Raw genomic sequence first — 12,008 nt, 5'->3', positions numbered from 1 at the left:
GAAGAGACCTCCGGCAGTGACCACGCGAATGTGTTCGCCATGACGTATTGCCGGAGGTGCAATGGAAGTCTCCATGACCCTGTGGGTCCTGACCATCGTGGGTCTCGCCGCCCTGATCGCCGTCGACTTCTTCATCGGGCGCAAGCCCCATGACGTGTCGATCAAGGAAGCGGGCATCTGGACGGTCGTCTGGATCGCCCTGGCCGGCCTCTTCGGACTCGGCCTGTTCCTCTTCGGCGGCGGTCAGCCGGCCGGCGAGTTCCTCGCGGGCTTCATCACCGAGAAATCGCTCAGCGTCGACAACCTCTTCGTCTTCGTCCTGATCATGGCGAAGTTCGCGGTGCCCTCGCAGTACCAGCAGCGGGTGCTGCTCGTCGGCGTCCTCATAGCCCTCGTCCTGCGGGCCGTGTTCATCGCGGCCGGAGCGGCGATCACGGCCAGCTTCTCCTGGGTGTTCTTCCTCTTCGGTGCCTTCCTGGTCTGGACCGCCTGGAAGCTGGTCCAGGAGGCCCGCGGCGACGACGAGGACGAGGAGTTCGAGGAGAACAAGCTGCTGAAGGCGGCCGAGCGCAGGTTCGGCGTGGCCGACCGCTACCACGGCACCAAGCTGTGGATCGAGCAGAACGGCAAGCGGGTCATGACCCCGATGCTGGTCGTGATGCTCGCCATCGGCACCACGGACGTGCTGTTCGCGCTCGACTCGATCCCCGCGATCTTCGGTCTGACCCAGGACCCGTACATCGTCTTCACCGCCAACGCCTTCGCCCTGATGGGCCTGCGCCAGCTGTACTTCCTCATCGGCGGCCTGCTGAAGAAGCTGGTGCACCTGTCCTACGGCCTGTCGGTCATCCTCGGCTTCATCGGCGTCAAGCTGGTGCTGCACGCGCTGCACGAGACCGGCGTCCACGTCCCCGAGATCAGCACCCCGGTCTCCCTGGGCGTGATCTGCGCGGTCCTCGCGGTCACCACGGTCACCAGCCTGCTGGCCACCAGGAAGCAGGCGGCCGCCGACACGGCCTCCCGTGCCGGCGAGAGCCCGGCGGAGGGCGACAAGGCCGGCGGTGAGAGCAGGGACAGCAGGAACAGCGTCGACGCCTGACCGGGCGAGGAGGCGTGAACCGTCCCCCGACCCTTGGGGCGCCGGGCGTGGCAGGCGCCCGGTGCCCCACTCAGGAGCGGGGGACCCGCACAGGAAAGGACGACCAGGCATCCGGAAAGAACGGAATGCGAATCATGTGACTGTCTGCAACGATCGCGGCATGATCAAACGGCTCACCTCGCTCGCCGGGCAGTGGACGCTCCTCGTGCCGGTGCTCGCGGTGATCCTGCTGATCTTCACCTGGGGACGCGGCCTGCCCGGAGCGGTCGTCGGCCTGGTCACCCTGGTCCTGGCGGGATCCGTACTCGCGGCGGTGCACCACGCCGAGGTGATCGCCCACCGGGTCGGAGAACCCTTCGGCTCCCTGGTCCTGGCCATCGCGGTCACGATCATCGAGGTGGCTCTGATCGTCACCCTCATGGTCGACGGCGGCGACAAGAGTGCCACCCTGGCCAGGGACACCGTGTTCGCCGCCGTGATGATCACTTGCAACGGCATCGTCGGACTCTGCCTCCTGGTCGCCTCCCTGCGGCACGGCACGGCCGTCTTCAACCCCGAGGGCACCGGCGCCGCCCTGGCCACGGTGGCCACGCTGGCCACGCTCAGCCTGGTGCTGCCGACCTTCACCACCAGCAAGCCGGGCCCCGAGTTCTCCAGCGTGCAGTTGATGTTCGCCGCGGTCTCCTCGCTGGTCCTCTACGGCCTGTTCGTCACCACCCAGACCGTGCGGCACCGCGACTACTTCCTGCCGATCACCCGGCAGGGCGACGTCATCGCCGCCGACCACGCCGCGGCACCGTCCGCGCGCACCGCCTGGACCAGTCTCGGCCTGCTCGGTCTCGCCCTCGTCGGCGTGGTCGGCCTGGCGAAAGGCGTGTCACCCACCATCGAGTCCGGGGTGAAGGCGGCCGGCCTGAACCAGGCGGTCGTCGGTGTGATCATCGCGCTGCTCGTGCTGCTCCCCGAGACGATCGCCGCACTGCGCTCCGCACGCCGCGACCGCGTGCAGACCAGCCTCAACCTCGCTCTCGGCTCCGCGATGGCCAGCATCGGCCTGACCATCCCCGCCGTCGCACTCGCCTCCGTCTGGCTGCCCGGCCCGCTCGTGCTCGGCCTCGGTTCCACCGACATGCTGCTGCTCGCGCTCACCGTGGTGGTCAGTTCGCTGACCGTGGTCCCCGGCCGGGCCACCCCCCTGCAGGGCGGCGTCCACCTGGTGCTGTTCGCGGCCTACCTGGAACTGGCGATCAACCCGTAGCGCAAACCCCACTAGGTCAGCCGGTCGCAGCGTCCGCCTCCGCCTCCATGGCCGGCGCCGGCGCCGGCCGGGTCTCCGGCAGGAGTGCGAAGCAGCCGAGGCTGAGCAGGCAGATCCCCGTCAGATAGACGCCCACACCCCACGGGACACGCCCGCCGTGCGCGGCCAGCGCCGTCGCCACGACCGGGGTGAGCGCGCCGCCGACGACACCGCCGAGGTTGTAGCCGACCGAGGCACCCGTGCAGCGCACCCGCGCCTCGAACAGCTCCGGCAGATAGGCGGCGATCACCGCGAACATGGTGATGAAACCGATCAGCGCGCCCAGGATGCCCAGGAACATCAGCAGCGGCTCGCCGGTCGCCAGCAGGGAGACCATCGGCAGCATCCACACCGCGCAGACCGCGCACCCCGTCAGGCACAGGGGACGGCGCCCGAACCGGTCCCCGAGCAGCGCCAGGAGAGGAGTGAGCGCGCCCTTCACCACCACCGCGCCCATGACGCAGGTCAGCATGACGGTACGGCTCACCCCCAGCCGCTGCGTCGCGTAGGCCAGCGACCAGGTCGTCACCGCGTAGAACACCGCGTACCCGGCGGCCAGCGCCCCGGCTGCCAGCAGCACCAGCCGCCCGTGGTGCCGGACCACCTCGACGAGCGGCACGCGCGCGTGGTCGTCGATCTCCAGGAACCGCGGAGTCTCCGGGAGCGACGAACGCAGCCACAGCCCGGCCAGAGCCGGCACGGCCGCCGCCCAGAACGGCACCCGCCAGCCCCACTGCGCGAACTGTGCCTCGGACAGCCCCGCCGACAGGGCGAGCATCACACCGTTGGCGAGCACGAAGCCCAGCGCGGGTCCCACCTGGGGGAAGCTCGACCACAGGGCGCGCCGTCCGGCGGGCGCGTGCTCGGCGGTCAGCAGCACCGCCCCGCCCCACTCCCCGCCGAGCCCCAGCCCCTGCAGGAACCGCAGGACGAGCAGCAGTACGGGAGCGGCCACGCCGATGGACCCGTAGGCCGGGACGCAGCCGACCGCGACCGTCGAGGCACCGGTCAGCAGCAGCGAGACCACGAGCACCGGCCGCCGTCCGCGCCGGTCCCCGAGGTGCCCGAACAGGACCGAACCCAGTGGGCGGGCCACGAACCCCACCCCGAACGTCACGAACGCCGCCAGCGTCCCCGCCAGCGGCGAGAAGCCCGGGAAGAACAGCGGCCCCAGGACCAGCGCCGCGGCGGTCCCGTAGACGAAGAAGTCGTAGAACTCGATCGCGGTGCCGGCGAGCGAGGCGGCCGCGAGCCGCGGCATGGAAGGGCTCCTTGCGGCCCGTACAGCGTGCATGCCGCCTCAACCAGCCGAAGTGATCAAGGGTTACGGGGCGCGCGGAGGCGATCGGACGGGTCCGGCGCACGCCGAGGCGGCCCGCGGACACCGGCCCCGGCCGGGAGCGCGGACCGTGATAGACCGGGTCCCAGAAGGCGGCCGCAGCCGCCCCGACCGGACCGGAGGAACCGTGCCCCGCACCCTGGCCAACGCCCCGATCATGATTCTCAACGGGCCCAACCTGAACCTCCTCGGCCAGCGCCAGCCCGAGATCTACGGCAAGGACACCCTTGCCGACGTCGAGGCGATGTGCGCCCGGGCGGCGGCCGCGCACGGCGGCACGGTGGATCTCCGGCAGTCCAACCACGAGGGCGAGCTGGTCGACTGGATCCACGAGGCCCGCGGCGGCCACTGCGGGATCGTCATCAACCCCGGCGCCTACTCCCACACCTCGGTCGCGATCCTGGACGCGCTCAACACCTGCGACGGGATGCCCGTGCTGGAGGTGCACATCTCCAACATCCACCAGCGCGAGTCGTTCCGGCACCACAGCTACGTCTCCCTGCGCGCCGACGGCGTGATCGCGGGCTGCGGGGTGCAGGGCTACGTGTTCGGCGTGGAGCGGGTCGCCGCCCTGCTGGGGGCGGCGCGGGCCGACGCGTAGCCCCCGGAGCCGCTACAGGCGGCCGGCCTCCACGATCCGCCGCAGGAACCGCCGGGTGCGCTCCTGCCGCGGGTCGCCGAAGACCTGCTCGGCGGTACCGCGTTCCAGGACCACCCCTCCGTCGAGGAAGCAGACCTGGTCGGCGACGTCCCGGGCGAAACCCATCTCGTGCGTCGCCAGCACCATGGTCATGCCCTCGTCCTTGAGGTCACGGACGACGTTCAGCACCTCGCCCACGAGTTCGGGGTCGAGCGCCGCCGTGATCTCGTCGAGCAGCAGCAGCCGGGGCCGCACCGCGAGCGCCCGCACGATGGCCGCGCGCTGCTGCTGGCCGCCGCTGAGCCGGTCCGGGTAGGCGTCCGCCTTGTCCGCCAGGCCGAGGCGCTCCAGCAGCCCCCTGGCCCGCTCCTCGGCCTCGGCACGCACGACTCCGTGCACCCGGCGCGGGGCGAGGGTGATGTTGTCCAGCACGGTCATGTGCGGGAAGAGGTTGTACGCCTGGAACACCACGCCGATCCGGCGCCGCACCGCGTCCTGGTCGGCACGCGGGTCGGTGATCTCCTCGCCGTCCAGCCAGATCGCGCCGTCGTCGATCTCCTCCAGAAGGTTGGCGCAGCGCAGCAGCGTGGACTTGCCGGAGCCCGAGGCGCCGATCAGCGCCGTCACCGTGTGCGGGGCGACCTCCAGGCCGATGTCCCGCAGCACGACCGAGTCCCCGAAGGTCTTGCGGACGGACTCCATCCGCAGCACGGGCGCTTCGCCGCCGGGTGCCGTACTCATAGCGATCCTCCCTCGGGACTCACAGGGATCCTCCCTGGGCCCGCTGCCGGTCCATCCTGGCCGTCACCCAGTCCGTGAAGCGGGTCATGGGGATGGTCAGCGCCACGAACACCAGGCCCGCGACGATGTACGGCGTGTAGTTGAGACTGCGGCCCACGATGATGTCGGCCGCGCGTACGGCGTCGATCGCGCCGCCGATCGAGACCAGGCCGGTGTCCTTCTGCAGCGACACCAGGTCGTTGAGCAGGGGCGGCACCTGACGGCGCACCGCCTGGGGGAGCACGACGTACCGCAGGGCCTGCCGGTTGGTCAGGCCCAGCGAGCGGGCCGCGGCGCGCTGCGAGGGGTGGACGGACTCGATGCCGGCGCGGAACACCTCGGCCACGTACGCCGAGTACGTCAGGGTCAGTGCCGTACCGCCCAGCAGTACCGGATCGACCGTCACGCCCTGCAGCCGCAGGGCGGGCACCCCGAGGACCACGATCATCAGATTGATGATCAGCGGCAGTCCGCGGAAGAAGTCGGTGTACGCCGCCGCCAGCGCGCGCAGCGGGAAGAACACCGGGCCGCGCAGGGTCCGGGCGATCGCGATGAGCATGCCGAGGACCAGCACGGCGGCGCCGCAGACGAACAGGAGGCGGACGTTCAGCCACAGCCCGTCGAGGACCTTCGGCAGCGCCTCGCGCGCGTACTGCGCGCTGAAGAACGTCTCCTTGGTGCGCGGCCAGCCGGGGGCGTTGACGACGACCAGGTAGAGCACGACGGCGGTGACCAGGGTGGAGAGCGCGGCGACGGCCGTGGCGCGGCGGGCGCGCGCCCTCTTGTGGCGCTCGCGCTCCAGCCGCCGTGCGGACGGCGTGTAGCCGTCCGTGGCGCCCGGGACCGGGTCCCCGGCGCCGCCGGTCATGTCGCCCTCGTCGTCCGCTCCCTCCCGCGCGGACTCGCCTTTGGTGACCGTCACTTGAGCACCGGCGCGTCGACGGCGTCGGAGAGCCACTGCTTCTCGATCCTCGCCAGGGTGCCGTCCTTGCGCAGGGCGTCGACGGCGCCGCTCACGCACGAGGTCAGCGCGCTTCCCTTGTCGAGCACGAGCCCGAACTGCTCGGGCGCGGCGCCCTGGTTCTCGAACTGGCCGACGATCCGGGCGTCGGTCACCTCGGCGGAGGTGATGTAGAACGCGGTGGGCAGGTCGGTGACGACGGCGTCGACCTGACCGTTCTTCAGGGCGGACTTGGCCTGGTCGTTCTTGGCGTACACCGCGGCCTGCTGCTTCGGCTTCACGACGTCGGTGATGTAGTCGAGGCTGGTGGTGCCCACCTGGGCGCCCAGCTTGAGGTTCCTCAGGTCCGCGATGCTCGTCGCCTTGGCGGCCTTGCCGCCCTTGAGCGCGATGACGGCCTGGCGGACGTCGTAGTAGCCGGAGGAGAAGTCCACGGCCTTCTTGCGCTCGGTGCTGATCGACACCTGGTTGATGTCGAAGTCGAAGGTCTTCGCACCGGGCGCGAACGCCTTGTTGAAGGGGACGCTCTGCCAGACCACCGCGCCGCGGCCGTAGCCCAGTCGCTCGGCGACGGCGTAGGCGACGGCGGACTCGAAGCCCTTGCCGTTCGCCGGCTTGTCGTCCTTGAACCAGGGCTCGTAGGCCGGTTCGTCGGTCGCGACGGTCAGCTTCCCGGACGTCTTGGTGGCCAGCTTGCCCGGGGCGCAGCTCTTCGCGGCGGACCCCGACGAGGAGGTCGTCGCCTTGTCCTCGGGCTGCGGAGCACAGCCGACGGCGGTGGCGAGCAGGGCTATGGTCGCGGCGGATACCGCGCGGCGCAGGGCGCGAGGGGCAGGGTGCATGGCGGGAGATTGGCAGCGAACCCCCTGTTTGTCCAGGTCACGGGGGTAACTGTCCGCATGGTGGGAACGGTGTTGCAGCCGTGTGAACCGCGCACCGCCGTGCGGCCGCCCCGGCCTGGGCCGCCGGTCGAGGGCGGGGTTGGAGACCGGCGGCCCTGCCGCTCAGGAGCCGTCATCCTGTGCGGGGCCATCACCAGTTGACCTCCTGGCGGCACGCGCCGGGAGCGCGCACGGGTGTCCGGCGCGTGCGAACCGTTCACACCGGGCGCGTTCGGGGGAGTGCGCGGCCGGGCGTGGTCTCCGGTGAGCGCCCGTGGTGCGCCCGGTGTGCGGGGACCCCGCGTCGCGCGGGCGCCGTTGTCACCAGCCGCGCGCGTGCCACTCGGGGAGATGCGGCCGCTCCGTGCCCAGGGTGGTGTCATTCCCGTGTCCCGGGTACACCCACGTCTCGTCCGGCAGCACGTCGAAGATCTTCGTCTCGACGTCGTGGATCAGGCTTGCGAACGCCTTCGGGTCCTTGTGGGTGTTGCCGACGCCGCCCGGGAACAGGCAGTCGCCGGTGAACACGTGGGGGTGACCGTGCGGGTCGTCGTAGACCAGGGCGATGGAGCCCGGGGTGTGCCCGACGAGATGACGCGCGGTGAGTTCCACCCGCCCCACCCTGATGACGTCCCCGTCGTCGACCAGGACGTCGGTGGGCACCGGGATGCCGGGCGCGTCCTCGCGGCCCGCGTAGGTGCGGGCGCCCGTGGCGGAGACGACCTCGGCGAGCGCCTGCCAGTGGTCGCCGTGCCGGTGCGTGGTGACGACGGACGCGATGCCGTCGTCACCGATCATGCCGAGCAGGGTGCGCGCCTCGTTGGCGGCGTCGACGAGGAGTTGCTCGTCGGTGGCCCGGCAGCGCAGCAGATAGGCGTTGTTGTCCATCGGGCCGACCGCGATCTTGGTGATCATCAGGTCTTTCAGCTCGTGCACGTCCGCCGGTCCGCCGACCTTGACCTCTCCGCTGTACGTCATGGCGGCAGCCTATAGCGGAGAGGGGCCGGCGGACCGGCGTCGCGCTACAGCGGCGGCAGCGTCGGCAGAGCGCCGCCCGTGGTCTTCAGCGCCTCGCCCTCGCGGCGCCCGGCGAGCCAGCCGAGCAGGTCCGCGGGGGTGCCGTCGACCGTCACCTCGGGCTCGGCCGCCGCGCGTCCCGTGCTCCACGCGCGCGTGCCCGCCGTGACCCGGGTCGCCGGGACGTCGGGGTGGCCGGAGAACCGCTGCGTCAGGAAGTCGATCTCGCGCTCGGTGAACTCGGCCGGAAGATCCTCCAGCTCGTAACCGACCCCCAGGTCGACGTGGTGCAGCTCGACCTCGATCCACCGCCGGAACGGCACGCGGGCCGCGGCGTCGGTGACCCCGTTGCGCAGTTCCACCGTGCGCCCCCAGTCCGCCGGCGCGGCCCCGGTGGCCTCGAAGCGGGCCGCGCTCTCGCGCACGTCGGCGAGCTGGACGTCCAGGGGGCGCGGGGCGTCCCGCTCGATGTCGGCGTCCCGGGCCTCGGCGCTCGGGTACATCGGGCGGCCCCCGAGGACGTTCACGAGGGCGTCTGCGTTGCGGGCGAGGTGGGCGAGGACGTGACCGCGGGTCCAGCCGGGCAGGCGTGACGGCTCGGCGAGCGAGGCGTTGTCCAGTTCGGCGACAGCGCTGAGGAGCCGCTCGGTCGCGTCATGTACACATGCCAGGTCATGAGCGTGATCAATCATGGGCCTGACATTAGCCTCACCACACCTTCGGGTGAAGGTGGTGAAGCCCGCCCTTAAATCGAATGCCCGTGCTATATCGTCGAGAGTGGCGTCGGGCATGAAAGAGAGCCGGGGATTGTTATGCATCCCGGAATCCGACCGGCGTTGTCAGTGGCTCCCCCTAGTCTCGAAGAAGCACGGGGGCTCCGGCCCCTGTCACTTCTCTCAAGAAAGGTGCGGACCGGCGTGGCCGACCGTCTCATCGTCCGTGGCGCGCGTGAGCACAATCTGAAGAATGTCTCGCTCGACCTGCCTCGCGACTCGCTCATCGTCTTCACGGGCCTCTCCGGGTCGGGCAAGTCCTCCCTGGCCTTCGACACGATCTTCGCCGAGGGGCAGCGGCGGTACGTCGAGTCGCTCTCCTCGTACGCCCGGCAGTTCCTCGGCCAGATGGACAAGCCGGACGTCGACTTCATCGAGGGCCTGTCCCCGGCGGTCTCGATCGACCAGAAGTCGACCTCGCGCAACCCGCGCTCGACGGTCGGCACCATCACCGAGGTCTACGACTACCTGCGCCTGCTGTTCGCGCGCATCGGCAAGCCGCACTGTCCCGAGTGCGGGCGTCCGATCTCGCGCCAGTCGCCCCAGGCCATCGTCGACAAGGTGCTGGAGCTGCCCGAGGGCAGCCGCTTCCAGGTCCTGTCGCCGCTGGTGCGCGAGCGCAAGGGCGAGTTCGTCGACCTCTTCGCCGACCTGCAGACCAAGGGCTACTCCCGCGCGCGTGTCGACGGCCGGACCATCCAGCTGTCCGACCCGCCGACCCTGAAGAAGCAGGAGAAGCACACCATCGAGGTGGTCATCGACCGCCTCACGGTGAAGGACACCGCCAAGCGCCGCCTCACCGACTCCGTGGAGACCGCCCTCGGCCTGTCCGGTGGCATGGTCGTGCTCGACTTCGTCGACCTGCCCGAGGACGACCCCGAGCGCGAGCGCATGTTCTCGGAGCACCTGTACTGCCCGTACGACGACCTGTCCTTCGAGGAACTGGAGCCCCGCTCCTTCTCCTTCAACTCGCCCTTCGGCGCCTGCCCCGAGTGCACGGGCATCGGCACGCGCATGGAGGTCGACCCGGAGCTGATCGTCCCGGACGAGGACAAGTCCCTGGACGAGGGCGCCATCCACCCCTGGTCCCACGGACACACCAAGGACTACTTCGGCCGTCTCATCGGCGCCCTCGCGGACGCCCTCGGCTTCCGCACGGACATCCCCTTCGCCGGGCTGCCGCAGCGCGCGAAGAAGGCCCTGCTCCAGGGACACAAGACGCAGATCGAGGTCCGCTACCGCAACCGGTACGGCCGCGAGCGCGTGTACACCACGCCCTTCGAGGGCGCGGTGCCCTTCGTCAAGCGCCGGCACAGCGAGGCCGAGAGCGACGCCAGCCGTGAGCGCTTCGAGGGCTACATGCGCGAGGTGCCCTGCCCCTCCTGCGAGGGCACGCGCCTGAAGCCGATCGTCCTCGCCGTCACGATCATGGAGAAGTCGATCGCCGAGGTCGCCGCGATGTCGATCAGCGACTGCGCGGACTTCCTGGGCGAGCTGAAGCTCAACGCCCGCGACAAGAAGATCGCCGAGCGCGTCCTGAAGGAGGTCAACGAGCGGCTCCGGTTCCTCGTCGACGTCGGCCTCGACTACCTCTCCCTCAACCGCGCGGCCGGCACCCTGTCCGGCGGCGAGGCCCAGCGCATCCGGCTGGCCACCCAGATCGGCTCCGGTCTCGTCGGCGTCCTGTACGTCCTGGACGAGCCGTCCATCGGCCTGCACCAGCGTGACAACCACCGGCTGATCGAGACCCTGGTCCGGCTGCGCGACATGGGCAACACGCTCATCGTCGTGGAGCACGACGAGGACACGATCAAGGTCGCCGACTGGATCGTGGACATCGGCCCCGGCGCGGGTGAGCACGGCGGCAAGGTCGTGCACAGCGGCTCCCTGAAGGAACTGCTGGCGAACACCGAGTCGCAGACCGGCCAGTACCTCTCGGGTCGCAAGGCCATCCCGCTCCCGGACGTGCGCCGCCCCCGCGACCCGTCCCGGCAGCTCACCGTGCACGGCGCCCGGGAGAACAACCTCCAGGACATCGACGTGTCCTTCCCGCTGGGCGTCTTCACGGCCGTCACGGGCGTGTCCGGATCCGGCAAGTCGACGCTGGTCAACGACATCCTCTACACACACCTGGCCCGTGAGCTGAACGGCGCGCGCAACGTCCCCGGACGGCACACGCGCGTGGACGGCGACGACCTCGTGGACAAGGTCGTGCACGTCGACCAGTCGCCGATCGGCCGCACCCCGCGGTCCAACCCGGCGACCTACACCGGCGTCTTCGACCACATCCGCAAGCTGTTCGCCGAGACCACCGAGGCGAAGGTGCGCGGCTACCTGCCCGGACGCTTCTCCTTCAACGTCAAGGGCGGCCGCTGCGAGAACTGCGCGGGCGACGGCACGATCAAGATCGAGATGAACTTCCTGCCGGACGTCTACGTCCCGTGCGAGGTGTGCCACGGCGCCCGGTACAACCGCGAGACCCTGGACGTCCACTACAAGGGCAAGTCCATCGCCGACGTGCTGAACATGCCGATCGAGGAGGCCACCGACTTCTTCGAGGCCGTCCCGGCCATCTCCCGGCACCTGCGGACGCTCAAGGACGTCGGCCTCGGGTACGTGCGGCTCGGTCAGTCCGCGACCACCCTGTCCGGCGGCGAGGCGCAGCGCGTGAAGCTCGCCAGCGAACTGCAGAAGCGCTCCACCGGCCGGACGGTCTACGTCCTGGACGAGCCGACCACCGGCCTGCACTTCGAGGACATCAGCAAGCTGCTGACGGTCCTCTCCGGCCTGGTCGACAAGGGCAACACGGTCATCGTCATCGAGCACAACCTCGACGTGATCAAGACCGCCGACTGGCTGGTCGACATGGGGCCGGAGGGCGGCGCCGGCGGTGGTCTCGTGGTCGCCGAGGGCACGCCCGAGGAGGTCGCCGGCGTTCCGGCCAGCCACACCGGCAAGTTCCTGCGCGACATCCTCGGCGCCGACCGCATCAGCGACGCGCAGCCGGTGAAGGCGTCCCGCGGCACGACGGCCCGGAAGACCGCCGCGGCGCGGTCGACGACGAAGAAGACGGTGACGGCCAAGGCCGACGGCAAGACGACCGGCAAGACGACCGGCAAGACCGCCGCCGTCACGAAGAAGGCGGCCCCGGCCAAGAAGACGACCCGGGCCCGCAAGGCCTGACCCGGGTCGGGCGACATGCTCTGACATGCCATCAAAAA

10 protein-coding genes are annotated in these 12,008 nt (G+C 70.5%); 4 read left to right on the top strand and 6 right to left on the bottom strand.

The features are described 5' to 3' along the window. The first annotated feature begins 61 nt into the window (after positions 1-61). Together B446_RS10185 and B446_RS10180 are read left to right on the top strand one after the other, a co-directional pair. Positions 62-1,099, top strand: coding sequence for a TerC family protein (locus B446_RS10185; protein ID WP_052352141.1), 1,038 nt, complete (start codon positions 62-64; stop codon positions 1,097-1,099). A gap of 160 nt (positions 1,100-1,259) precedes the next feature. Further along, positions 1,260-2,357 carry a calcium:proton antiporter gene (locus B446_RS10180; protein ID WP_020939342.1) on the top strand — a complete coding sequence of 366 codons (1,098 nt, stop codon included), beginning with the start codon at positions 1,260-1,262 and terminating at the stop codon, positions 2,355-2,357. 16 nt (positions 2,358-2,373) lie between these two features. On the opposite strand, the gene B446_RS10175 is transcribed toward B446_RS10180, so the two are convergent. Next, on the bottom strand, positions 2,374-3,657 hold the full coding sequence (locus B446_RS10175) for an MFS transporter (protein WP_020939341.1): 1,284 nt from the start codon (positions 3,655-3,657) through the stop codon (positions 2,374-2,376). Between the two features lie 205 nt (positions 3,658-3,862). On the opposite strand from B446_RS10175, the gene aroQ reads away from it, so the two are divergent. Further along, positions 3,863-4,336 (top strand): type II 3-dehydroquinate dehydratase, encoded by a 474-nt coding sequence (aroQ, locus tag B446_RS10170; RefSeq protein ID WP_020939340.1) that lies wholly within the window; start codon positions 3,863-3,865, stop codon positions 4,334-4,336. A 12-nt stretch (positions 4,337-4,348) separates the two neighbouring features. Here the strand turns inward: aroQ and B446_RS10165 are convergent, their stop codons facing one another. From B446_RS10165 to B446_RS10145, 5 genes are all read right to left on the bottom strand, one after another. After that, the gene (locus B446_RS10165; protein ID WP_020939339.1) at positions 4,349-5,116 is read right to left on the bottom strand and encodes an amino acid ABC transporter ATP-binding protein; all 768 of its coding nucleotides are present in this window, start codon (positions 5,114-5,116) and stop codon (positions 4,349-4,351) included. 19 nt (positions 5,117-5,135) lie between these two features. Then, the gene (locus tag B446_RS10160; RefSeq protein ID WP_020939338.1) at positions 5,136-6,077 is read right to left on the bottom strand and encodes an amino acid ABC transporter permease; all 942 of its coding nucleotides are present in this window, start codon (positions 6,075-6,077) and stop codon (positions 5,136-5,138) included. After that, positions 6,074-6,958 (bottom strand): ABC transporter substrate-binding protein, encoded by an 885-nt coding sequence (locus B446_RS10155; RefSeq protein WP_020939337.1) that lies wholly within the window; start codon positions 6,956-6,958, stop codon positions 6,074-6,076. The genes B446_RS10160 and B446_RS10155 overlap by 4 nt, the downstream gene beginning before the upstream one ends. A 360-nt stretch (positions 6,959-7,318) precedes the next feature. After that, entirely contained in the window at positions 7,319-7,975 is a 657-nt protein-coding gene (locus B446_RS10150; protein WP_020939336.1) for an MBL fold metallo-hydrolase, read from the bottom strand. Between the two features lie 44 nt (positions 7,976-8,019). Then, positions 8,020-8,706 carry a maleylpyruvate isomerase family mycothiol-dependent enzyme gene (locus tag B446_RS10145; protein WP_020939335.1) on the bottom strand — a complete coding sequence of 229 codons (687 nt, stop codon included), beginning with the start codon at positions 8,704-8,706 and terminating at the stop codon, positions 8,020-8,022. Between the two features lie 225 nt (positions 8,707-8,931). Here B446_RS10145 and uvrA point away from each other — a divergent pair, with 225 nt between their 5' ends. Next, positions 8,932-11,970 carry an excinuclease ABC subunit UvrA gene (gene uvrA, locus B446_RS10140; protein ID WP_043475225.1) on the top strand — a complete coding sequence of 1,013 codons (3,039 nt, stop codon included), beginning with the start codon at positions 8,932-8,934 and terminating at the stop codon, positions 11,968-11,970. Positions 11,971-12,008: the final 38 nt, after the last annotated feature.

Origin of the sequence: Streptomyces collinus Tu 365 (assembly GCF_000444875.1) — a bacterium.
Lineage (GTDB): Bacteria > Actinomycetota > Actinomycetes > Streptomycetales > Streptomycetaceae > Streptomyces > Streptomyces collinus_A.
Note: the sequence above shows the minus strand (reverse complement) of the source record. Positions and strands in the feature narration are given on the sequence as shown.